This is a genomic window from Streptomyces sp. enrichment culture, assembly GCF_964273145.1.
GTDB lineage: Bacteria > Actinomycetota > Actinomycetes > Streptomycetales > Streptomycetaceae > Streptomyces.
The window spans coordinates 1,253,783-1,276,141 of record NZ_OZ186873.1 but is presented as its reverse complement, the minus strand read 5'-3'; the positions used below and the strand labels follow the sequence as shown (position 1 = coordinate 1,276,141).

The following is a 22,359-nucleotide window of genomic DNA, read 5'->3' as shown; positions in this document are numbered from 1 at the left end:
CCGGGGACGTGAACCGGTACCCGCTTCGCGCCGTGACGTTGGACAGGGGGCACGAGCAGCGTCGTGCCCCCTGTCGGATCGCACCCCGGGCGCCTACCATCGCGACCCGGCTCAGGTGATCCACATCACTGTGAGGTCCAAGCCGTCATGTCCGTCGTACGAGGAGACTCCGTGGCCACCGACGCACCGCCCCCCTCGAAGGAGCAGCACCGGCTCCCCTCCACCGAGGAGTTCACCGAGGTGCAGCAGAGCGCGGACTTCGGTGAACTGCGCCGTTCCTTCCGCTCCTTCGCCTTCCCGCTGACGATCGCCTTCGTCGCCTGGTACCTGCTGTACGTGCTGCTGTCGAACTACGCCGGCGGCTTCATGGGCGCCAGGCTGTTCGGCAACATCAACGTCGCCCTCGTCCTGGGCCTCGCCCAGTTCGTCACCACGTTCCTCATCGCCTGGTGGTACTCGCGGCACGCCGCCGCCAAGCTCGACCCCAAGGCCGAGGCCATCAAGTCCCGGATGGAGGGCGGCGCATGAACCTCGCGACGACTCTCGCGGCCAACGAGGCCAGCGAGCACCGGCCGCTGATCATCTCCCTGTTCGCGGTCTTCGTCCTGGCGACCCTCGTCATCACCGTCTGGGCGGGCCGCCAGACCAAGGACGCCGCCGACTTCTACGCCGGCGGACGGCAGTTCAGCGCCTTCCAGAACGGACTCGCCGTCTCCGGCGACTACATGTCGGCCGCGTCCTTCCTCGGCATCGCCGGCGCCATCGCCATCTTCGGCTACGACGGCTTCCTGTACTCCATCGGCTTCCTCGTCGCCTGGCTGGTCGCCCTGCTCCTGGTCGCCGAGCCGCTCAGGAACTCCGGCCGCTACACCATGGGCGACGTCCTCGCCTACCGGATGCGCCAGCGCCCGGTGCGCACCGCCGCCGGCACCTCCACCATCGTGGTGTCGATCTTCTACCTGCTGGCCCAGATGGCGGGCGCCGGCGTCCTGGTCTCGCTGCTCCTCGGCATCACCTCCGACGCCGGCAAGATCCTCATCGTCGCCCTCGTCGGCATCCTGATGATCGTGTACGTGTCCATCGGCGGCATGAAGGGCACCACCTGGGTCCAGATGGTCAAGGCCGTGCTGCTCATCGGCGGCACCCTCCTAATCACCTTCCTGGTGCTGCTGAAGTTCAACTTCAACATCTCCGACCTGCTCGGCCGGGCCGCCGAGAACAGCGGCAAGGGCGCCGCCTTCCTGGAGCCCGGCCTCCAGTACGGCGCCACCGGCACCTCCAAGCTGGACTTCATCTCCCTGGGGATCGCCCTGGTGCTCGGCACCGCCGGCCTGCCGCACATCCTGATCCGCTTCTACACCGTCCCCAACGCCAAGGCCGCCCGCAAGTCCGTCAACTGGGCCATCGGCATCATCGGCGCCTTCTACCTCATGACCATCGCACTCGGTTTCGGCGCCGCCGCGCTGATCTCCCAGGAGGAGATCATCGCGTCCAACCCGTCGGGGAACACGGCCGCGCCACTGCTCGCCCTGCACCTGGGCGGTGTCGACTCGGCCTGGGGCGCGGCCCTGCTCGCCACCATCTCGGCGGTCGCCTTCGCCACCATCCTCGCCGTCGTCGCCGGCCTCACCCTCGCCTCGTCGTCGTCCTTCGCGCACGACATCTACGCCAACGTCATCCGCAAGGGGAAGGCCACCGGCGCGGAGGAGGTCCGCGCGGCCCGCTGGGCGACCCTCTTCATCGGCGTCGTCTCCATCGGCCTGGGCGCCCTCGCCCGCGACCTGAACGTGGCCGGCCTGGTCGCCCTGGCCTTCGCCGTCGCCGCCTCCGCCAACCTGCCGACGATCCTCTACAGCCTGTTCTGGAAGCGGTTCACCACCCGGGGCGCGCTGTGGTCGATCTACGGCGGCCTGATCGTCGCCGTCGGCCTGGTGCTGTTCTCGCCCGTCGTCTCCGGCGACCCCAAGGCGATGTTCCCCGGCGTGGACTTCGCCTGGTTCCCGCTGAAGAACCCGGGCATCGTCTCCATCCCGTTCGGCTTCCTGATGGGCTGGCTCGGCACGGCCCTGTCCAAGGAGGAGCCGGACGCCGGCAAGTACGCGGAGCTGGAGGTACGGTCCCTGACCGGCACCGGCGCCCACTGAACCCGCCCGGCGCGGCCCCGTCGTGGATCGGTGTGCTGATCCCGCGACGGGGCCGGGCCACAGCCGTGGGATCGGGCCGCTGCCGTTGTCGGTGCGGTCGCGTAGGCTCGCGGGTATCGGAGGAGGGAAGCGCTCCACCGATCCGCGTCGAGGGAGGGGCCCCACGTGCTCATCGACACCTACGGCCGAGTGGCCACCGACCTGAGGGTCTCGCTGACCGACCGCTGCAACCTGCGGTGCACCTACTGCATGCCCGAGGAGGGCCTGCAGTGGCTGGCCAAGCCCGACCTGCTCACGGACGACGAGATCGTCCGCCTCATCGGCATCGCGGTCACCTCCCTCGGCATCGAGGAGGTCCGCTTCACCGGCGGCGAGCCCCTGCTGCGCCCCGGCCTGGTGGGCATCGTCGAGCGCGTCGCCGCCCTCGACCCGCGCCCCCGGACGTCCCTCACCACCAACGGCATCGGCCTCAAGCGCACGGCGACGGCCCTGAGGGCGGCCGGCCTGGACCGGGTCAACGTCTCGCTGGACACCCTCCGCCCCGACGTCTTCAAGGCCCTCACCCGCCGCGACCGCCACAAGGACGTCCTGGAGGGCCTCTCCGCCGCCCACGAGGCCGGTCTCACCCCGGTCAAGGTCAACTCGGTCCTGATGCCAGGACTCAACGACGACGAGGCCCCCAACCTGCTCGCCTGGGCGGTCGAGCACGACTACGAGCTGCGCTTCATCGAGCAGATGCCGCTGGACGCCCAGCACGGCTGGAAGCGCGACGGCATGGTCACCGCGGGGGACATCCTCGCCTCGCTGCGCACCCGCTTCGAGCTGACCCCCGAGGATGCCGAGGAGCGCGGCTCCGCACCGGCCGAACGCTGGATCGTCGACGGCGGCCCGCACCGGGTCGGCGTCATCGCCTCCGTCACCCGCCCGTTCTGCGCCGCCTGCGACCGCACCCGCCTGACCGCCGACGGCCAGATACGCACCTGTCTGTTCGCCACCGAGGAGACGGACCTGCGCGCGGCCCTGCGCTCCGGCGCCGCGGACGAGGAGATCGCCCGCATCTGGCGCCTGGCCATGTGGGGCAAGAAGGCGGGCGCCGGCCTGGACGACCCGTCGTTCGTCCAGCCCGACCGCCCGATGTCGGCGATCGGCGGCTAGCCGGCGGCGCCCCGGGCGCCGTCACGGGACTCCCACTCCGCCAGCGGGACCACTTCCTTCAGGAACCCGCGCACCCCGAGGAACTGGGACAGGTGCTCCCGGTGCTCCTCGCACGCGAGCCACGTCTTGCGGCGCTCCGGCGTGTGGATCTTGGGGTTGTTCCATGCCAGCACCCACACGGCGGCGGCGCGGCAGCCCTTGGCGGAACAGATCGGGGTGGTCTCGTCACTCACAGGTTCGTCTCACAACTGCGTACGGTCACGCCGGGAAGACCCGGGAAGGGCCGGAAAAAAGGGGGGAAAAGGCGACGCCGAGCAGCCACGGGGGGAGCTGCCCGGCGTCGGTCCGTCGCTCCGACGGGGGATGCGGAGCGCCTACGAAGTATGTCACGGCTCACCCGTCGCCCGGCACCGGAACAACATGATTGATCTGAGCTTTTCTTGAGCTTGATGCGGCGGTGACCTTCGCCGGCCGGCGGGCCGCCACCGTCACGGCTGGTGACGGGGCTCGCCTCGCGCGCCCGGCACCGCTTCGGACACGACGTCTTCCGGGGCGGATCGCGCGGAGCCCTCGTCCGCCCGCGGCGGCGCGATCATGGGCCGCGTCGGTGCCGTCACGAACGTCGACGGCAGCGAGGGCGCGTTCTCCCGTCCCGCGTTGGCGATCACCACCGCGATGTAGGGCAGGATCACGCCGAGGACCAGCGCCACGACCGCGACGTGCCGTTCCACGTTCCACAGGCAGGCCGCGAGGATCACCGACAGCGTACGGGCCGACATCGAGATCACGTACCGGCGCTGCCGCCCGCGCACATCCTCCGCCAGGCCCGTCCGGGCTCCGGTGATCCGGAACACCTGGGCGTTGCCGCCGGCATGCTGCTTCCGCATCACATTCCACCATCCGCCCGTCTCGGACTCTCCCCGCCGCGCAGCCGTCCGCGACCGCTCGGGGACACCGGTCCCGGACAGCTCCCACGGTACGCCGCGTCCGCGTCTCCCACGAGGTCGGGGCACCCGTGCCCGGGAAGCGGCGGTGCCCCGTACCGCGTACGGCCGCCTCCCGGCATGCGCCGGACGCGGTACGGCCCGACACTGGCGGTGATGCTCGCGTCAAGCCGTACGAGGAGGCAGTCATGGGCTGGTTGTGGGCGATCATCGTCGGATTCGTGCTGGGCATGCTCGCCAAAGCGATCATCCCAGGCAAGCAGCACAGTCCTCTGTGGCTGACCACTCTCTTCGGCCTGCTCGGGGCGATCGCCGGCAACGCGATCGCCCGGGCGCTCGGCGTCGCCGCGACCAGGGGCATCGACTGGTGGCGCCACGTCTTCCAGCTCGTCGCCGCCATCCTCATCGTCGCCGCCGGCGACGCGCTGTACCGGGCGACGCTGGGAAAGCGCAAGCAGCGGGCCTGAGCCGGCGCACGACGGCTTCCCCGGCACCGGCCTGCCGGAGGAGCCGGGGGAAGCCGGGAAGGGGTGGGCACCCGCGTGGATGCCCACCCCCGGGCGCTACGCGCCCGTGACCTCCACCGCGGCCAGGTTCTTCTTGCCCCGGCGCAGCACCAGCCAGCGTCCGTGCAGAAGGTCCTCCCGGGCGGGGACCGCCTCCTCGGAGGACACCTTCGCGTTGTTCACGTAGGCGCCGCCCTCCTTGACCGTGCGGCGTGCGGCGGACTTGCTGGCGACCAGGCCGACCTCGGCGAACAGGTCCACGACCGGAGCGCCGAGCTCGGCGACCCGGATGTGCGGCACCTCCGACAGGGCCGCGGCCAGCGTCCGCTCGTCCAGCTCCGCCAGCTCGCCCTGGCCGAACAGGGCCTTGGACGCGTCGATCACGGCGGCGGTCTGCTCGGCTCCGTGCACCAGCGTCGTCAGCTCCTCGGCCAGCGCCCGCTGCGCCGCCCGGGCCTGGGGGCGTTCCTCGGTCTGCCGCTCCAGCTCCTCCAGCTCCTCACGGGACCTGAAGGAGAGGATCCGCATGTACCGCGAGATGTCCCGGTCGTCCGTGTTCAGCCAGAACTGGTAGAACGCGTACGGCGTGGTCATCTCCGGGTCGAGCCAGACGGCGCCGCCCTCGGTCTTGCCGAACTTGGTGCCGTCCGCCTTGGTCATCAGCGGCGTCGCGTAGGCGTGCACGGTGGCGCCGGGCTCCAGCCGGTGGATCAGGTCCAGGCCCGCCGTCAGATTGCCCCACTGGTCGCTGCCGCCCTGCTGGAGCGTGCAGCCGTAGCGGCGGTACAGCTGGAGGAAGTCCGTCGCCTGCAGCAGCTGGTAGCTGAACTCGGTGTAGCTGATGCCCTCGGAGGACTCCAGGCGCCGGGCGACGGACTCCTTCGTCAGCATCTTGTTGACGCGGAAGTGCTTGCCGACGTCCCGGAGGAACTCGATCGCGGACAGGCCCTGCGTCCAGTCGAGGTTGTTGACCATCACGGCCGCGTTCTCGCCCTCGAAGGAGAGGAACGGCTCGATCTGGCGGCGCAGCTTCTCCACCCAGCCGGCGACCGTCTCCGGGTCGTTCAGCGTGCGCTCCGCGGTGGGGCGGGGGTCGCCGATCAGGCCCGTCGCGCCGCCGACCAGCGCCAGCGGCCGGTGACCGGCCTGCTGGAGCCGGCGCAGGGTGAGCACCTGCACCAGGTGCCCCACGTGCAGGGACGGCGCGGTCGGGTCGAAGCCGCAATAGTAGGTGACGGGACCGTCCGCGAGCGCCTTGCGCAAAGCGTCCTCGTCAGTGGACTGGGCGAACAGCCCGCGCCACTTCAGCTCGTCGACGATGTCCGTCACGGTCGTATGTCTCCTTGAACGGTGAACAGGATCCCCGTGGTGGCGGGTCCCCCCAGTCTATGGGGGGTCGCCGACGGCTCAGACGCCCCGGCTGACCGAGCTCATGTTGAAGTCCGGCACCCGCAGCGGGGGCATCGCGGCCCTGGTGAACCAGTCGCCCCACTCCCTCGGCAACGTCTTCTCCGTGCGCCCGGCCTGCGTGGCCCGGCCCAGCAGGTCCACCGGCGACTCGTTGAACCGGAAGTTGTTGACCTCGCCGGTCACCTCGCCGTTCTCCACCAGGTACACGCCGTCCCGGGTCAGGCCGGTCAGCAGCAGCGTCGCCGGGTCGACCTCGCGGATGTACCACAGGCAGGTCAGCAGCAGCCCCCGTCCGGTGCCCGCGACCATCTCCTCCAGGGAGAGGTCCTCGCCGCCCTCCAGGACCAGGTTCCCGAGCGCCGGGGCCAGGGGCAGCCCGGTCAGCGCAGCGCTGTGCCGCGTGGTCGTCAGGCGGGTGAGCTCCCCGTCGCGGATCCAGTCGGTGGCACCGACCGGCAGCCCGTTGTCGAACACGGACCGGTCGCCGCCGGAGGAGTGGGCGACCAGGAACGGCGCGGTCTCCAGCCCCGGCTCGCGCGGATCGCTGCGCAAGGTCAGCGGCAGCCTGCTCAGCCGCTCGCCCACGCGCGTGCCGCCGCCCGGCCTGGAGAACACCGTCCGCCCCTCGGCGGCGTCCCGCCCCGAGGCCGACCACAGCTGGTAGATCAGCAGGTCCGCGACCGCGGTCGGCGGCAGCAGCGTCTCGTACCGGCCCGCGGGCAGCTCCACCCGCCGCTCGGCCCAGCCCAGGCGTACGGCCAGCTCGGCGTCGAGCGCCGCCGGGTCGACGTCCTCGAAGTCCCGGGTGGAGCGCCCGGCCCACGCCGACCGGGTGCGGTCGGGCGACTTGGCGTTCAGCTCCAGCGTCCCGGTGGGCTGGTCGGACCGCAGCCGCAGCCCCGTCGACGTCCCCAGGTACGTCGACACCAGCTCGTGGCGGGCGAAGCCGTACAGCTCCCGGCCGCCCGCACGCGCGCGGGCGAACGCATCCCCGAGCGCCGGGGCGAAGCCGGCGAAGACCGCCGACGACGTCTCGGCGGGCGCGTCGGTGAAGTCGGGCGACGCCGGCACCCCCGTGACCAGCGGCTGCGCGTCCTCGGCGGGGGCGGCCCCGCGCGCCGCGTCCTCGGCGGCCCGCACCAGCGGCTCCAGGTCGCCGGCGGTGACGGCGGAGCGCGACACCACCCCGCAGGCGGTGCCCTCCCGGCCGTCGACGGTGGCGACGACGGTGAGCGTGCGCCCGCGCGTGACGCCGTTCGTCGTCAGCGCGTTGCCGGCCCAGCGCAGGTTGGCGGTGGAGTGCTCGTCGGCGATGACGACGCACCCGTCGGCCCGGGACAGCTCCAGGGCCCGCTCGACGATCTCGTGCGGCTTGGTCGCGGGCGCGCTCATCGGCCGGCCTCCTGGGTGGTGTTGAGGATGGTGACGTCCTTGAAGAGGGCGGACGGGCAGCCGTGCGAGACGGCCGCGATCTGCCCCGGCTGGGCCTTGCCGCAGTTGAACGCGCCGCCCAGGACGTACGTCTGCGGGCCGCCGACGGCCGCCATGGACCCCCAGAAGTCGGTGGTCGTCGCCTGGTAGGCCACGTCCCGCAGCTGGCCGGTCAGCCGCCCGTTCTCGATCCTGAAGAAGCGCTGCCCGGTGAACTGGAAGTTGTACCGCTGCATGTCGATCGACCAGGACCGGTCCCCGACGACGTAGATGCCCCGCTCCACGCCCTCGATCAGGTCCTGCGTCGACCCTCCGGCCGGATCCGGCCGCAACGACACGTTGGCCATGCGCTGCACCGGCACATGGGCGGGGGAGTCGGCGTACGCGCACCCGTTGGACCGCTCGAAGCCGGTCAGGCGCGCGATCCGCCGGTCGAGCTGGTAGCCGACCAGCGTGCCGTCCTTCACCAGGTCCCAGGCCTGCGCCTCGACGCCCTCGTCGTCGTACCCGACGGTCGCCAGGCCGTGCTCGGCGGTGCGGTCGCCGGTGACGTTCATCAGCTCCGAGCCGTAGCGGAGCCTGCCGAGCTGGTCGAAGGTGGCGAAGGAGGTGCCGGCGTAGGCGGCCTCGTACCCGAGGGCGCGGTCCAGCTCGGTGGCGTGCCCGATGGACTCGTGGATGGTCAGCCACAGGTTGGAGGGGTCCACGACCAGGTCGTACCGGCCCGGCTCGACGCTCGGCGCCCGCATCTTCTCGGCGAGCAGCTCGGGCATCCGCGCCAGCTCGGCGTCCCAGTCCCAGCCGGTGCCGGTCAGGTACTCCCAGCCGCGCCCGACCGGCGGCGCGAGGGTGCGCATGGAGTCGAACCCGCCGCTGGAGTCGTCCACCGACACCGCGGTGAGCTGCGGATGCAGCCGCACCCGCTGCTGGGTCGTCACGGTCCCGGCCGTGTCGGCGTAGAACTTGTTCTCGTGCACGGTCAGCAGCGAGGCGTCCACGTGGTCGACCCCGTCGGCCGCCAGCAGCCGCGCGCTCCACTCGGCCAGCAGCCCGGCCTTGTCCCGGTCGGGCACGGTGAACGGGTCGATCTCGTACGACGAGATCCACGTCCGGTCGGCGTGCACCGGCTCGTCGGCCAGCTCGACGCGCTCGTCCGATCCGGCGGCCCTGATCACCTGGGCGGAGAGCTTCGCCATCGCCACCGCCTGCGAGGCCACCCTGGCGGCGGCGTCCATCGTCAGGTCGACACCGGAGGCGAAGCCCCAGGTGCCGCCGTGCACCACGCGCACCGCGTAGCCGAGGTCGGTGGTGTCCGAGGACCCGGCGGGCCGGGCGTCCCGCAGCCGCCAGGAGGCGCTGCGCACCCGCTCCAGCCGGAAGTCGGCGTGCTCGGCCCCGAGCGCCCGCGCGCGGGCCAGGGCGGCGTCGGCGAGGGCCCTCAGGGGAAGGGCCGTGAAGGCTTCGTCGATGGTATGGGGCACCGAGGTCTCTCCCTGCTGTCGTGGGCCGTGGTGACCTGATGGATGCCCCGATCATGTCGCGCGGGCCGGTCCGCGGGCCACACCTTTCCCCGAGGATCCCGGCCTTTTCTGTAGGGACCCGACAGTGAGCCCCCCAAGCCACTGTGGGTGCCCGATTGTCCGCCGCGCCACGGCGACCGATAGGTTTTCGAGGAAGCCGCCTGTCATCGCCACCTGTCGTCCAGGTGTTCGGGCGGGGTACCAAACCGCTATGGAAAGGGTGATCCGTTGAGCCGCTCGGTTCTCGTCACCGGAGGCAACCGGGGCATCGGCCTCGCCATCGCCCGCGCGTTCGCCGGGGCCGGCGACAAGGTCGCGATCACGTACCGCTCGGGCGAGCCGCCCGCGGCCCTGACGGATCTGGGCGTCCTCGCCGTCAAGTGCGACATCACCGACACCGAGCAGGTGGAGCAGGCCTACAAGGAGATCGAGGACGCGCACGGCCCCGTCGAGGTCCTCGTCGCCAACGCCGGCATCACCAAGGACCAGCTCCTGATGCGCATGTCGGAGGAGGACTTCACCTCCGTCCTCGACACCAACCTCACCGGCACCTTCCGCGTCGTCAAGCGCGCCAACCGCGGCATGCTGCGCGCCAAGAAGGGCCGCGTCGTCCTCATCTCGTCAGTGGTCGGGCTGCTCGGCTCGGCGGGACAGGCGAACTACGCCGCCTCCAAGGCCGCCCTGGTCGGCTTCGCGCGTTCGCTCGCCCGGGAACTGGGCTCGCGCAACATCACCTTCAACGTCGTCGCGCCCGGCTTCGTCGACACCGACATGACCAAGGCGCTCAGCGAGGACCAGCGCGCCGCCATCGTGTCGCAGGTCCCGCTCGGCCGGTACGCGCAGCCGGAGGAGATCGCCGCGACGGTGCGGTTCCTCGCCTCGGACGACGCCTCGTACATCACTGGAGCCGTCATCCCCGTTGACGGCGGACTGGGAATGGGTCACTGATCACCATGAGCGGAATTCTCGAGGGCAAGCGCGTCCTGATCACCGGCGTGCTGATGGAGTCCTCCATCGCCTTCCACACGGCCAAGCTGGCCCAGGAGCAGGGCGCCGAGATCATCCTGACCGCGTTCCCGCGGCCCACGCTGACCGAGCGCATCGCCAAGAAGCTGCCCAAGCCCACCAAGGTCATCGAGCTCGACGTCACCAACGACGAGCACCTGGGGCGCCTGGCGGACCTCGTCGGCGAGGAGCTGGGCGGCCTGGACGGCGTCGTGCACTCCATCGGCTTCGCGCCGCAGGACGCCCTCGGCGGCAACTTCCTGAACACGCCGTTCGAGTCGGTCGCCACCGCCATGCACGTCTCGGCGTACTCCCTGAAGTCGCTGACCATGGCCTGCCTGCCGCTGATGCAGAACGGCGGCTCCGTCGTGGGCCTCACCTTCGACGCCCAGTACGCCTGGCCGCAGTACGACTGGATGGGCCCCGCCAAGGCCGCCCTGGAGGCCACCAGCCGCTACATGGCGCGCGACCTGGGCAAGCAGAACATCCGCTGCAACCTGATCTCGGCGGGCCCGATCGGCTCGATGGCCGCCAAGTCCATCCCGGGCTTTAGCGAGCTGGCCTCCGTGTGGGACTCCCGTTCCCCGCTGGAGTGGGACCTGAAGGACCCGGAGCCGGCCGGCCGCGGTGTGGTCGCCCTGCTGAGCGACTGGTTCCCCAAGACCACCGGCGAGATCATCCACGTGGACGGCGGCCTGCACGCCATCGGCGCCTAACCGCGCACGCCGCCCGGCCCGCCGTTGAGGGCCCGCACCCGGCCGGGTGCGGGCCCTCGGCGCGTCACCCGTTCGGCGCAGCCGGCCGGGCGGTGCGGGCCGGGTCACGGGCACTCTGGAAGAGGTGGTCCACCCCGCCGCCCCCCTCCCCAGCACGGCCGAGGAGGTCCCCTTGTGCGCTTGTTCCGCAGCCTGGCCTCAGCGACCGTCGCCGTCGTCTGCGTGACGGCCCCGCCGTACGCGGCGGCGGCCCACGCCCGCCCGGACGGCGCCGTGCCCCCCGCGCGCGTGTCCGCCGGGGAGGAGGCGGACCCGTCCCGTCCCTTCGGCGCCGCGTGCCGGCTCCGCGTCACCGGTTCCCGGGTCACCGCCTACTGCCACAACCCCTATCCCGACCCCGATCACGTGAGTCTGCACGTCGAGTGCGTCCACTGGTGGGACCTCGACGGCGACGGAGCCCCGGTGGAGGCCGGTCCCGCGCAGACCGTACGGCTGACCGGCCGCTGCTGGGATGAGGTCGGCTCCGCCTGGGTCAGCCACCGCCGGGCGGGCTGACCCGGCCCGGCCGGCACAGGAACGGATAGCCCGCCGCCTCCGCCTGGGCGGTGTCGGCGTCACCGGCGCGGATCGCGTCGACCAGCCGCGCGTGGTCCATGTGCGTCTCCGGTGTCAGCGCCTCGCCGACGTCCTCGCGCAGCCAGTCCCGCATCACCTCGCCGAGGTCCGCGTACATCGCGGTCATGACGTCGTTGTGGGAAGCGGCCACCACGGCCAGGTGGAAGGTGGCATCCGCCGCCACGAACGCCTCCGCGTCGCCCGACCGCCACGCCTCCTCCCGGCGCGCGAGCAGCGCGTCGAGCTGCCTGAGGTCCTTCTCCGTGCGCCGCTCGGCCGCCAGCCGCGCCGCGGCCGACTCCAGCGTGGAACGCAGCTCGGCGACGTGCCGGGGGTCGGCTCCGGCGAAGCGGCGGTGCATCACGCCCGCCAGCTCGCTGGTCGCCACGACGTACGTGCCGGAGCCCTGGCGGATGTCCAGCAGGCCGTTGTGGGCCAGCGCGCGGACCGCCTCGCGGACCGTGTTGCGGGCGACCCCGAGCTGCTCCACCAGCTCGGGCTCCGTGGGGATGCGCGAGCCGACCGGCCACTCGCCCGAGGTGATCTGCTGCCGCAGCGCGGCGATGACCTGCTCGGACAGTGCCGAACGACGGGGATGGCTCAAGGGCATGGCACACCTTCGCACGCTGGTTCCGGCCGCGGGCGGCCCGGGACCGCGGGAGCGCCGGGTTCGCCGGAGCCTTCGCGGACACCGCGGAACGCACAACCAATCATCCCATGATTCTATGATGGGGCTCATGGCTAGTGAGGAACCCCGGACGCCGAAGTCCACGACCGCCGTCAGCTCGGCCGCGCCCAGGGCCCGGGAGGCCGGGGAGCCCGGTGGGCACGCCGTGCCGGAGAAGCCGTCCCCGCGCGCGTGGACGGCGTGGACGACACGCCTGCTCGTCCTCGGCATCGTGCTGGCCGCGCTCAATCTCCGCCCCGCCATCACCAGCCTCGGCGCCCTCCTGGAAGAGGTCCGCGACGGGCTCGGCATGAGCGGCAGCGTGGCGGGGCTGCTCACCTCGGTCCCCCCGCTGTGCTTCGCCGTCTTCGGCGTCACCGCCTCGCGGCTGGCCCGCCGTTTCGGCCCCGGCGCGGTGGTGTGCGCGGGCATGGCGGCCATCGCCGCCGGTCTGCTGATGCGCCCGTACACGGGCGGCACGCCCGGCTTCCTGGCCGCCAGCGCTCTGGCGCTCATGGGCATCGCGGTCAGCAACGTCCTGATGCCGGTCATCGTCAAGCGCTGGTTCCCCGACCGGGTCGGCTCCATGACCGGCCTGTACTCGATGGCGCTCGCCTTCGGCACCTCGGTCGCCGCCGCGGCGACCGTGCCCCTGACGGAGGCGCTGGGCGGCGACTGGCAGCCCGGCCTCGCGGTGTGGGCCGTGCTCGCGGTGGCGGCCGTCCTGCCGTGGCTGGCGTTCGTGCGGGACCGGGAGGCGCCCACCGCCGGGGAGGCCCGCGCACGGGCCGCGGAGCCCGCGCGTGAGGTGCGGCCCCAACCGCAGGGCGAGCCGCGGGCCGCCGGGCGGCCCGCGCTGCGGATCACCCGCAGCCGCACCGCCTGGGCGCTCGCCGTCTTCTTCGGGCTCCAGGCCACCGCCGCCTACATCACGATGGGCTGGATGGCGCAGATCTTCCGGGACGCGGGCGTCTCCGCCGGCACGGCCGGACTGCTGCTGGCCGTCACCATGGTGATGGGCGTGCCGCTCGCCTTCGTCATCCCGCGCGTCGCCGCACGGCTGCCGAACCAGGGCCCGATCGTCCTGGTGCTGGGCGGGTGCGGCCTCGCCGGGTACGCCGGCCTGTACTTCGCCCCGGCCGGCGGTGCCTGGGCCTGGGCGGTGCTGCTCGGCGTCTCCAACTGCGCCTTCCCGCTCGCCCTGACCATGGTCGGGATGCGGGCCCGGACGGGCGCGGGCGTCGCCCAGCTGTCGGCCTTCGCGCAGAGCACCGGCTACCTGATCTCCATTCCGGGTCCGCTCCTGGTGGGCGTGCTCTACCAGCACAGCGGTGGTTGGGGTCTGCCGATCGCGCTGATGACGGCCCTGATGGTGCCGCAGATGGCGGTCGGTGTCCTGGCGGGACGCGACCGCACGGTGGAGGACGAGGCGGGCCGCTGATCCCGGGGCCGGCCGGGGGTGCGACACTGGGCCCATGCCAGTCCTCGACCCGAATCCCCAGCACGGTCAGAAGAAGATGCTGCTCGTCTTCGGCGCCTTCTTCGGGATCTTCCTGATCATCGGCATCATCGCGTCGATCGCCTCTCCCTGACCGCGCTGTCCGCCCGTACCCCCCCGCGCGCGGGCGGCGGGGACGGGGCCGGCCTCCGCGCGTCCGGCCGGTGGTGGGGCCTGCCCCCCTGTCCCCTAGGGGGCAGGGGTCAGGGTCGAGTGGGTGGATCTCCGGATGGGCCGGGGGCCGCGGATTCCGTAACTTCGAGATGTGGCCGCACCAGGCGGACCACGGGCCGAAACCGCACGACGGGCCGCCGTCCGCGGGCCCCCCGGTCCACGGCGCTCGGAGATCATCGGAGGCACCCATGCCGGCCCGTACGCACACCCGGCCCCACCCGGCGCCCCGGGGCGACGGCGCCGAGATCCGGCTGCCCTGGTGGGCGCTGGCCCTGCCCACGCTCGCCTTCGTCACCCTGCTCCTGCTGATACTCGACCCGGCGGAGGCCCACGCGGCCCCCGCCGAGCAGGCGCTCACCCGCCTCCTGGAGTGGGCGCGGCAGCTGATCGCGCGCTGAGTCCTGCCCTCCGGAACCGGCCGCGGGAAATCGCCGGCCCCGTCGGCGCCGGTGGGCGGGCACGGGGGAACGGGCGCCGGGCCGGACGCGCGGCCGGGTGCCCAGCGGTGGAACCGCATGTCAACTCCCTGCGCCTCGTGGCCTGTTTCATGCGAAGCTGGGTTCCATGAGCGTCGCAGAACCCCGCAGGATCGTCCTCTTCCGGCATGCGAAAGCCGACTGGCCACAGGTGACCGACCACGAGCGGCCGCTCGCCGAGCGGGGCCGCAAGGACGCCGCAGAGGCCGGACGCCGACTGGCCGACACCGGCATCCCGTTCGAGCTGGCCCTGTGCTCCACCGCGGCCCGGACCCGCGAGACCTGGAAGCTTGCCGTCCAGGAGTTCCCGCACCGGCCGAAAACCGTCTATGAGGAGCGGGTGTACGAAGCCTCGCCCGGCGAGCTGATCGCCGTGCTCAACGAGACCCCCGACGATGTGCAGAACGCCCTGCTGGTCGGCCACAACCCGGGGATCCAGGGGCTCACCGACATCCTGGCCGGTTCGGCCGAGGAGAACGCCCGCGCCAGGATGGCCGGCCGCGGATTCCCGACCGCCGCCTTCGCCGTGCTCTCCTTCACCGGCCCCTGGAAGACCCTGGAACCGGGCGTGGCCACGCTGCTCGACTACTGGGCGCCGGCCGACTGACCCGGCTCGCGGACCGGGCCCGGGGACGGACCGGGCCGGAGCGGTCCACGGGCGGGACCGGACCGCACGGCAGGGGCCGGGCACCGATGCGGCACCGGCTCCGGGGCGTCCGTGGCGGGCGCGGCGCGCACAGTGGTACGGCGGTTGCTGCTCCCCTGGCGGTCGCGGCCGCCCGCCGGGGCGGTTCAGCGCCGGCCGGGGTCCGCCTCCGGGTCCTGCTCGAGCGTGTCCGCGGCCTCGACCTCCTCGCGGGTGATGCCCAGCAGGTACAGGACGGTGTCCAGGAACGGCACGTTCACCGCCGTGTGCGCGGCCTCGCGCACCACCGGCTTGGCGTTGAAGGCGACCCCGAGACCGGCCGCGTTCAGCATGTCCAGGTCGTTGGCGCCGTCGCCGATGGCCACCGTCTGCGACAGCGGCACGCCGGCCTCGGCCGCGAACCGGCGCAGCAGCCGCGCCTTGCCCGCCCGGTCCACGATCTCGCCGGTGACCCGTCCCGTCAGCTTCCCGTCGACGATCTCCAGCGTGTTGGCCTGGGCGAAGTCCAGCCCCAGGCGCTCCTTCAGATCATCGGTGACCTGCGTGAACCCACCCGAGACGACGCCCACCTGGCAGCCGAGGCGCTTCAGCGTACGGATCAGGGTGCGCGCGCCCGGCGTCAGCCGCACCTCGCTGCGCACCTTCTCCACCACCGAGGCGTCCAGTCCCTCCAGCAGCGCCACACGCGCGTGCAGCGACTGCTCGAAGTCCAGCTCCCCGCGCATCGCGGCCGCCGTCACCTCGGCGACCCGATCCTCGCAGCCGGCGTGCGCGGCGAACAGCTCGATGACCTCGTCCTGGATGAGCGTGGAGTCCACGTCCATGACGACCAGGCGCTGCGCCCTGCGGTGCAGCCCGGCCGCCACGACCGCGACGTCGACACCGAGCGCCGCCGCATCCGTCACCAGGGCCGTGCGCAGCGCTTCGGTCTCCACGCCGGACACGGCGAACTCGACCGCCGTCACCGGATACTTGGCCAGCCGGAAGATACGGTCGATGTTGCCGCCGGCCTTGGTGATCCGGGCGGTGATCGCAGCCGTGGCCTCGGAGGTGAGCGGGTGCCCGAGGACCGTCACCAGGGAGCGGCCCAGGCCGCGCGGCCGGTTGTCACCGATACCGGAGATGATCTCCGCCTGCATCTTCATCGACTCCGCCCAGCTGTGGACGGTCGCCCGCAGATCGCCCTCCAGCCCCCGGGGCGGCTCGGTCACGAGCGCGCACAGCACGATCCGGCCACGGGTGACGACCTGCTCGATGTCGACCACGTCGACGGAGTAGGCGGCGAGGGTGTCGAACAAGCCGGCCGTGATGCCCGGCCGGTCCTTGCCGAAGATCTTGACAAGGAGAGTGGGGACGTCAGAGGTCTGCGATGCGCTCATGGTGTTCCCACCGTATCCGGCACGCGGCGCCTTCCGCCCCCGAGGTCCGCCTGCCGGACAGGGAGCGACGGGCGCGGCCCGGACGGCGGGTGCCCGCACGTTCCGCTTCCACGACCCCCCTTCCGGGGTTCCGCGATCCGTCCCCCGAGGGTCATCCCCCGCCACCCGGCCGCCGCGGCGGCGGAGGCGGCGGTGGAGGGGGAGGGGGCGGTGGAGGGGGAGGCGGCAAAGCCTCACCCCACCGGGACCGCCGCCGCCCACCGGAGTCCGGTGGCCGCCGGGGCGCGCGCGGAAGCGGTCCGATCGGCCGGGTCACCGTGGGCGCGCCGTACACGTCGTCCCCGACGGGCTGCCGCCGGCCGGCCTCCGACGGGTCCCCCGGCCGCCCCGCTTCCTCGACGGGACGCGCCCCCGGCGGAGGGGCACCCCCCGCCGCCTCCCCGCCACCGCCGTCCGGCGGCCCCCACGCACCCGGCCCGCTCCGCACTCCTCCGCCCGGCACCACCACCTGCCGCCCCGCGGCTCCGCTCACCCACGCCAGCAGCGCTCCCGCGGCACCCGCCCCCGCGCCCCAGGCGGCACCGAGCAGCAGTGCCATGCCGGGATGCCCGCGCAGTTCGACCCCGGCGCCGAACGCGTCGAAGCCGAGGACCGACAGCGATGCCTGCACGGACACCTCCGTCAACCGGACCGACAGCGAAAGCACCAGCGCGGTCGCGGTGCCCAGCCGCAGCGCGCACCGCCCCGCGAAACCGAGCGCGCCCGGCCCCCGTGCCACCTGGGCGCCGGTACCCACCGGCGGCGTCCGCGCCACCGCCACCGGCGTCCGCACCGCCGTCAGCACCCCCGCCAGCAGCATCGCCGCGGCGGCCGCCACCCCCAGCAGCCACACCCTCCCGTCCAGTTCCGCCAGCCGTGCCAGGACGACCGGTTCGTCGGAGCGCGCGCCCAGCAGCTCGTCCAGCGGATCCGGCAGGAAGCGCGCCGCCCCCTCCGTGGCCCGCCCCTCCCACGGCACGAACAGGCCGATCGGAAGGCCGAGCCACACGCCGTTCGGCGTGCCCAGCAGCGCGGCGCCCGCGATCCGCTCCGGACGGTCGTCACCGGCCGCCGCGTACGCCGCCGCCGAGAGCCCCGCCGCCACCGCCACCAGCAACACCGTCACCAGGGCGGACACGGCTGGACGCACCACGTGGTGCACGGCCTGCCAGGCACGCGGCAGGGGAGTGCGGCGCGAGGCCAGCAGGGCGATCAGCAGCACCCCGGCCGACCAGCCGAGCCCGCCCAGCAGGCTGGGCGCGGTGTCCACGGTGAAACCCACGGCCGCCTGCGCGCCGGCGAGGTCGCCCACCCGGTCCGGCAGCAGCCCCCCGAGGTCCCCCCACTCCCCGAGGTCGCCGAGGTCCGGAATTCCGGCACCGTCCCCGTCCGCGCCGCTGCCGTCACCACCGCCCGCAGGACCGTCCGGCCCCAGCGAGCCGCCGTCGATCGTGACGGCGTCCCGCCCCGCCCACGCCAACGCGCCCAGCATCGCCACGTACAACGCGACCACCGCGCCCGCGCGCGCGAGGAGTTCGGCCGGCGACACCACGACTCCCGCGGCACGCAGGGACCGCAGGAAGAAGAAGGACAGCAGCACCGCGCCGACCAGGCTCACGCCCAGTGGCGTGATCTCGATGGCGGTGGTCGCCTCCGCCCCCGTCAACCCGAACACCGACACGTCCCCGGACGGCGTGACCGACCCACCCGACGCGAGCGCCACGACCGCCGCGGTCATGGACCCCAACGAGCCGGCCGCGTCCGCCCGCAGCAGATGCAACCCGAGCGCGGCCGTGCCGGCCATGCCGATCAACGCCCAGCTCACCGAGGCGATCGCGGACAGCACCACGTCCCCCCAGGGCACCTTCGCGCCGCGGCCCACGGCGCCGCTGCTCGTGGACGCGCTCATGGCAGACCCCCGATCCGCGGTGGCGGCGCGGCATTCCGCCGCGTGTGTCCTCCTCGCGTGGATTACCACTGTCCGGGTAGTTTCCGGCCCCGTCAACGGCGTCCTCGGATGCGCACGTACACGGTCTCTGCAAGGCCCGAGTTCCGGCCAGGGGACCGAGCCTGAAATAGTTCCTCCCGATGTTCGACATCCCTAGACTCCCTGTGATGGGGGCAATTCGGGGGACAACTCAGTGGGGCATGGAGTGCCGGAACTCGTACTGGAAACCGACGGACGGACGTGGACGCTCGATCCGTCCGCGTCCTACGCCCTCGGACGCGATCCGCAAGGGGACATCGTGTTCCACGACGCCAGGGTCTCCTGGCGCCACGCCACGATCAGCTTCGACGGCCGCAGTTGGGTCCTCGAGGACCACGGCAGCACCAACGGCACCTTCGTGCAGGGACGGCGGATCCAGCGGCTGGAACTCGTACCCGGCACGGCGGTGCACCTGGGCAACGCCACCGACGGACCGCGGCTGAACCTGTCCGCCGCCGCGGCCGACGCGGACGCACCCCGGGTCCGGCCCCGGCCTCGGCAGCCCTACGCCGCACAGGGCGTGAACCCCGGCCCTGCTGCCCGGCAGACCCCGGCCGCCCCGCAGGAGCCCGCCCGGAAGGACCCCGGCCCGCGGCAGCGGCCCGCGCCGCACGTCCCCCGGCAGCAGGGCCCCGGCGGCGCGGGGGCGCCGCCGGGGCACGGCGACCGCGGCCCGACCACGTTCCACCGGTTCGCGATCGGCCGCGTGATGCGCATCGGCCGCGCCCTGGAGAACGACCTGGTCGTCTCCGACCTCCAGGTCTCCCGCCACCACGCCGAGTTCCACGCCGCGCCCGACGGCCGCTTCGAGATCCGCGACCTGGGGTCGCACAACGGCACGTACGTCAACGGCCGGCAGATCCCCAAGGGCGGTTCCCGCACGCTCGGCCCGGCCGACATCGTCGGCATCGGGCACTCCGCGTTCCGGATCGTCGGCGACCGGCTGGAGGAGTTCGTCGACACCGGCGAGGTGTCCTTCTCCGCCCGCCGTCTGACCGTCACGGTCGACGGCGGCAAGCAGATCCTCAAGGACGTCTCCTTCGGCGTACCCGAGAAGTCGCTGATCGCGGTCATCGGCCCCTCGGGCTCCGGCAAGTCGACCCTGCTGAAGGCGCTCACCGGTTACCGGCCCGCCGACCGGGGCGAGGTCCTCTACGACGACCGGAACCTCTACGAGCACTTCGCCGAGCTGCGCCGGCGCATCGGCCTGGTCCCGCAGGACGACATCCTGCACAAGGAACTGACCGTCAGGAAGGCCCTCAAGTACGCGGCCAAGCTGCGCTTCCCGGCCGACACCACGGCCGCCGAGCGCGACGCCCGCATCGACGAGGTGCTGCGCGAGCTGAAGCTCGACCTCCACCAGGACAAGAAGGTCACCTCGCTCTCCGGCGGCCAGCGCAAGCGCGTCTCCGTCGCCCTGGAACTGCTCACCAAGCCGTCGCTGATCTTCCTGGACGAGCCGACCTCCGGCCTCGACCCGGGCATGGACCGCGACGTCATGCAGTTGCTGCGGCGCCTGGCCGACGACGGCCGTACCGTCCTGGTCGTCACCCATTCCGTCGCCGAGCTGGCGCTGTGCGACAAGCTGCTGGTGATGGCACCGGGCGGCGCGGTCGCCTACTTCGGCCCGCCCGAGGAGGCGCTGGACTTCTTCGGCTACGACTCCTGGGCCGACGTCTTCTCCGCCTTCGAGAACTACCGCGACTACGACTGGGCGGGCCGCTGGAAGGGCTCGCACCACTACCGGCTGTACGCCGCGGAGGTCGACGCCGCCGCCCCGCAGCCCGTACACACGCCGCCTTCACGGGCGGTCGGGCCGCCGAAGCCGCAGGGCTGGTTCTCCCAGTGGGGCACCCTGGTGCGCCGCTACCTGTCGGTGATCGCCTCCGACCGGGGCTTCCTCGCACTGATGGTGATCCTGCCCGCCGTCCTCGGCGCGGTGAGCCTGCTCATCGACCCCGGCCACGGCCTGCTGCCCGATCCGCCCGAACCGGGGAGCGGCCGGATCGTCCCGAACGGCACGGCCACCACCGTCCTGCTGATCCTCGCCGTCGGCGCCTGCTTCGCGGGGGCCGCCAACTCGGTCCGCGAGCTGATCAAGGAACGGGTCATCTACGAACGGGAGCGCGCCACCGGCCTGTCCCGGTCGGCGTACCTGATGTCGAAGGTGTCCGTCCTCGGCCTGATCACCGTGGCGCAGGGCCTGCTGATCGGCGTCATCGGTTTCGCGGGCCGGGAGATCCCCGAGGAGGGGCTGGTCCTCGGCGGCGCCACGCTGATCGAGCTCTCCCTGCCGATCATGGCGCTCGGCTTCACCTCGATGATGTTCGGTCTGATCGTCTCGTCGCTGGTGAGGACCGCGGAGAAGACCATGCCGCTGCTGGTCATGTTCGCGATCGTCCAGGTCGTCTTCACCGGCTGCCTGTTCGCCCTGAACGGCGCGGCCGGCGCCAACGAGGTCTCGTACCTGATGCCCTCCCGCTGGGCGGTCGCCGCCGCCGGCGCCACGCTGGACCTCAACAGGATCAGCCCGCCGGAGGACGGCGCCGGCCCCGACCCGCTGTGGGAGCACACCGCGGGTGCCTGGACCGCCGACATGCTCGCGCTCATCGCCCTCGGCGTGATCTGCGGCTTCCTCGCGGCACGCTTCCTGCGCCGCCACGAGCCCGAGGTCATGCGCAAGTAGGATCCGGCCGCACGACGCCGAAGGGCGGCATCCCGTCAGGGGGGTGCCGCCCTTCGGCGTCGGTGATCGCGAGAAGAGGTCCGCGCCGGCCTCTCAGTAGGCGCTGTTGACGTTGTCCATGGAGCCGTAGCGGTCGGCCGCGTAGTTGCAGGCGGCGGTGATGTTGGCGACCGGGTCGTAGATGTTCCAGGACGTTCCGGGCACGTGGTAGGCCTTGAAGGTCGGCGGGATGACCTGGAGCAGGCCCTTGGACGGGATGCCGTTGATGGCGTTGATGTCCCAGTTGTTGATGGCCATCGGGTTGCCGGAGGACTCCCGCATGATGTTGCGGTGGATGCCCGAGTACGTGCCCGGGATGCCGTGCTTCCTCATGATGGCGAGCGACTCGCGGATCCAGCCGTCGAGGTTGTCCGGGTAGGTCTTCGCGGAGACCTGCTTGACGGGGGCGCGCTTGGCGGAGCGGCTCGCGGCCTCCTGCGCCTGGCGCTCCCGGGCGGACTTCTCCGCGGCGGCCCGGGCGGCCGCCTTCTTCTTCGCGGCGGCCTCGTCGGCGGCCTTCTTCTTCGCCTCGATGGAGGCGGCCTTCTCGCTCGCGTCGGCGAGCTGGTCGGTGATGCCCGCCTTGACGCCCTGGATCTGCTCGGTGCTGTACGCCACCTTGGCCGGGGCGGCGGCCTCGGCCGTGGTCGTCTGCCCGCCGCCCGGCACCGCGGAGAAGGCGAGGGCGGCGGCGCCCAGCGTGCCGACACCGGCGATCGCGATCTTGCGATTGCGGGCCAGGGGAAGACCAAGGCCACGGGCAAGGAAGTTCTTGGGCATGGGAAGGGGACCTCTTCGTGTAGCGCGGAGGTCGCTCATGTCCAACGGGGACGGTGGTGCTTCCGGCACAAACGCCGCGGAAGGGACCTGCAGCGCTGAGCGACGTGAGCAATTCTTAGCGGCCGCAAAAATTCGTGGCAAAGGTGTGACGTACGATCCCGGGTAGTGGATCAGGGTGGGGTAAAACCGGGCAGACGGGATTGTTTGCGCCGCTCAAAAGGGGCGTCTTGCTCTCCTACTCCTCTTCGTAGGTGATCTGCGCCCTATGCGCGGCCTCACACCGCCCCCCTGTCCCTCTCACCCTTAGTTGCTCAAGCAATGCTCTCTGTGAGTGCCTGGACGAGGCTGTCGGTGCCTCACCGCGACCGCGGCGGCCACCTGGCGGCGCGGCTCCGCCCCACCGGGGCATGCGGCACCGGCCGCCGCCCCCGGACGCGGCAGGACAACGGCCCGTGCGCCTTCACCGGCCCGTGCCCCCGCGCCCGCGCCCGTGAGGAGCCGGCCCGATGGAGGCGCCCTCGTCGGCCCGCGGACGTGTCCCA

21 protein-coding genes are annotated in these 22,359 nt (G+C 72.5%); 12 read left to right on the top strand and 9 right to left on the bottom strand.

From position 1 onward, the window contains the following. Nucleotides 1–171 precede the first annotated feature (171 nt). The 3 genes from ACSU6Z_RS05850 (at nt 172) to moaA (ending at nt 3,299) form a co-directional block, all read left to right on the top strand. Nucleotides 172–528, top strand: coding sequence for a DUF485 domain-containing protein (locus tag ACSU6Z_RS05850; protein ID WP_437020784.1), 357 nt, complete (start codon nt 172–174; stop codon nt 526–528). Further along, nucleotides 525–2,144, top strand: a complete 1,620-nt coding sequence (locus ACSU6Z_RS05845) for a solute symporter family protein (protein ID WP_437043527.1) — start codon at nt 525–527, stop codon at nt 2,142–2,144. Before ACSU6Z_RS05850 ends, ACSU6Z_RS05845 begins: the two co-directional genes overlap by 4 nt. 165 nt (nt 2,145–2,309) lie before the next feature. Beyond that, entirely contained in the window at nt 2,310–3,299 is a 990-nt protein-coding gene (gene moaA / locus ACSU6Z_RS05840; RefSeq protein WP_437043525.1) for a GTP 3',8-cyclase MoaA, read from the top strand. On the opposite strand, the gene ACSU6Z_RS05835 is transcribed toward moaA, so the two are convergent. Continuing rightward, nucleotides 3,296–3,532, bottom strand: a complete 237-nt coding sequence (locus tag ACSU6Z_RS05835) for a hypothetical protein (protein WP_437043523.1) — start codon at nt 3,530–3,532, stop codon at nt 3,296–3,298. The genes moaA and ACSU6Z_RS05835 overlap by 4 nt on opposite strands. A 255-nt stretch (nt 3,533–3,787) precedes the next feature. Further along, entirely contained in the window at nt 3,788–4,186 is a 399-nt protein-coding gene (locus tag ACSU6Z_RS05830; protein WP_437043521.1) for a DUF3099 domain-containing protein, read from the bottom strand. 245 nt (nt 4,187–4,431) lie between these two features. Here ACSU6Z_RS05830 and ACSU6Z_RS05825 point away from each other — a divergent pair, with 245 nt between their 5' ends. Continuing rightward, nucleotides 4,432–4,710: a GlsB/YeaQ/YmgE family stress response membrane protein gene (locus tag ACSU6Z_RS05825; RefSeq protein ID WP_437043519.1), complete on the top strand. Its 279-nt coding sequence runs from the start codon at nt 4,432–4,434 to the stop codon at nt 4,708–4,710. A 96-nt stretch (nt 4,711–4,806) separates the two neighbouring features. On the opposite strand, the gene tyrS is transcribed toward ACSU6Z_RS05825, so the two are convergent. The 3 genes from tyrS to ACSU6Z_RS05810 all read right to left on the bottom strand — a co-directional run bounded on the left by tyrS (nt 4,807) and on the right by ACSU6Z_RS05810 (nt 9,071). After that, nucleotides 4,807–6,078 carry a tyrosine--tRNA ligase gene (tyrS, locus tag ACSU6Z_RS05820; protein ID WP_437043517.1) on the bottom strand — a complete coding sequence of 424 codons (1,272 nt, stop codon included), beginning with the start codon at nt 6,076–6,078 and terminating at the stop codon, nt 4,807–4,809. A 78-nt stretch (nt 6,079–6,156) separates the two neighbouring features. Then, a complete protein-coding gene (locus ACSU6Z_RS05815; protein ID WP_437043515.1) occupies nt 6,157–7,551 on the bottom strand; it encodes a metallopeptidase TldD-related protein in 1,395 nt (464 codons plus the stop codon). Further along, entirely contained in the window at nt 7,548–9,071 is a 1,524-nt protein-coding gene (locus tag ACSU6Z_RS05810) for a TldD/PmbA family protein (RefSeq protein ID WP_437043513.1), read from the bottom strand. Before ACSU6Z_RS05810 ends, ACSU6Z_RS05815 begins: the two co-directional genes overlap by 4 nt. Before the next feature lie 267 nt (nt 9,072–9,338). Between ACSU6Z_RS05810 and fabG the strand changes: the two genes are divergently transcribed. The 3 genes from fabG to ACSU6Z_RS05795 all read left to right on the top strand — a co-directional run bounded on the left by fabG (nt 9,339) and on the right by ACSU6Z_RS05795 (nt 11,386). Continuing rightward, entirely contained in the window at nt 9,339–10,058 is a 720-nt protein-coding gene (gene fabG, locus ACSU6Z_RS05805) for a 3-oxoacyl-[acyl-carrier-protein] reductase (RefSeq protein ID WP_437043511.1), read from the top strand. Between the two features lie 5 nt (nt 10,059–10,063). Beyond that, complete coding sequence (gene fabI / locus ACSU6Z_RS05800; protein WP_437020802.1) at nt 10,064–10,831, top strand: enoyl-ACP reductase FabI; 768 nt, start codon at nt 10,064–10,066, stop codon at nt 10,829–10,831. Nucleotides 10,832–11,005: 174 nt separating this feature from the next. Then, nucleotides 11,006–11,386: a hypothetical protein gene (locus ACSU6Z_RS05795; RefSeq protein WP_437043509.1), complete on the top strand. Its 381-nt coding sequence runs from the start codon at nt 11,006–11,008 to the stop codon at nt 11,384–11,386. On the opposite strand, the gene ACSU6Z_RS05790 is transcribed toward ACSU6Z_RS05795, so the two are convergent. Continuing rightward, nucleotides 11,364–12,056 (bottom strand): FadR/GntR family transcriptional regulator, encoded by a 693-nt coding sequence (locus ACSU6Z_RS05790; protein ID WP_437043507.1) that lies wholly within the window; start codon nt 12,054–12,056, stop codon nt 11,364–11,366. The two genes, ACSU6Z_RS05795 and ACSU6Z_RS05790, sit on opposite strands and share 23 nt — an antisense overlap. A gap of 115 nt (nt 12,057–12,171) precedes the next feature. On the opposite strand from ACSU6Z_RS05790, the gene ACSU6Z_RS05785 reads away from it, so the two are divergent. From ACSU6Z_RS05785 to ACSU6Z_RS05770, 4 genes are all read left to right on the top strand, one after another. Further along, nucleotides 12,172–13,554, top strand: coding sequence for a CynX/NimT family MFS transporter (locus ACSU6Z_RS05785; RefSeq protein WP_437043505.1), 1,383 nt, complete (start codon nt 12,172–12,174; stop codon nt 13,552–13,554). A 34-nt stretch (nt 13,555–13,588) separates the two neighbouring features. Further along, the gene (locus ACSU6Z_RS05780; RefSeq protein ID WP_437043503.1) at nt 13,589–13,705 is read left to right on the top strand and encodes an SGM_5486 family transporter-associated protein; all 117 of its coding nucleotides are present in this window, start codon (nt 13,589–13,591) and stop codon (nt 13,703–13,705) included. Between the two features lie 268 nt (nt 13,706–13,973). Further along, nucleotides 13,974–14,183: a hypothetical protein gene (locus ACSU6Z_RS05775; protein WP_437043501.1), complete on the top strand. Its 210-nt coding sequence runs from the start codon at nt 13,974–13,976 to the stop codon at nt 14,181–14,183. Between the two features lie 166 nt (nt 14,184–14,349). After that, nucleotides 14,350–14,868 (top strand): SixA phosphatase family protein, encoded by a 519-nt coding sequence (locus tag ACSU6Z_RS05770; RefSeq protein WP_437043499.1) that lies wholly within the window; start codon nt 14,350–14,352, stop codon nt 14,866–14,868. Between the two features lie 185 nt (nt 14,869–15,053). Here ACSU6Z_RS05770 and serB read toward each other — a convergent pair whose 3' ends face one another. Together serB and ACSU6Z_RS05760 are read right to left on the bottom strand one after the other, a co-directional pair. After that, nucleotides 15,054–16,286, bottom strand: coding sequence for a phosphoserine phosphatase SerB (serB, locus tag ACSU6Z_RS05765; protein ID WP_437043497.1), 1,233 nt, complete (start codon nt 16,284–16,286; stop codon nt 15,054–15,056). Nucleotides 16,287–16,437: 151 nt separating this feature from the next. Further along, nucleotides 16,438–18,234 carry a streptophobe family protein gene (locus ACSU6Z_RS05760; protein WP_437043494.1) on the bottom strand — a complete coding sequence of 599 codons (1,797 nt, stop codon included), beginning with the start codon at nt 18,232–18,234 and terminating at the stop codon, nt 16,438–16,440. A gap of 244 nt (nt 18,235–18,478) precedes the next feature. On the opposite strand from ACSU6Z_RS05760, the gene ACSU6Z_RS05755 reads away from it, so the two are divergent. Then, nucleotides 18,479–20,998 (top strand): FHA domain-containing protein, encoded by a 2,520-nt coding sequence (locus tag ACSU6Z_RS05755; RefSeq protein WP_437043492.1) that lies wholly within the window; start codon nt 18,479–18,481, stop codon nt 20,996–20,998. Nucleotides 20,999–21,091: 93 nt separating this feature from the next. Here the strand turns inward: ACSU6Z_RS05755 and ACSU6Z_RS05750 are convergent, their stop codons facing one another. Beyond that, a complete protein-coding gene (locus ACSU6Z_RS05750) occupies nt 21,092–21,817 on the bottom strand; it encodes a transglycosylase SLT domain-containing protein (protein WP_437043490.1) in 726 nt (241 codons plus the stop codon). Nucleotides 21,818–22,359 lie beyond the last annotated feature (542 nt).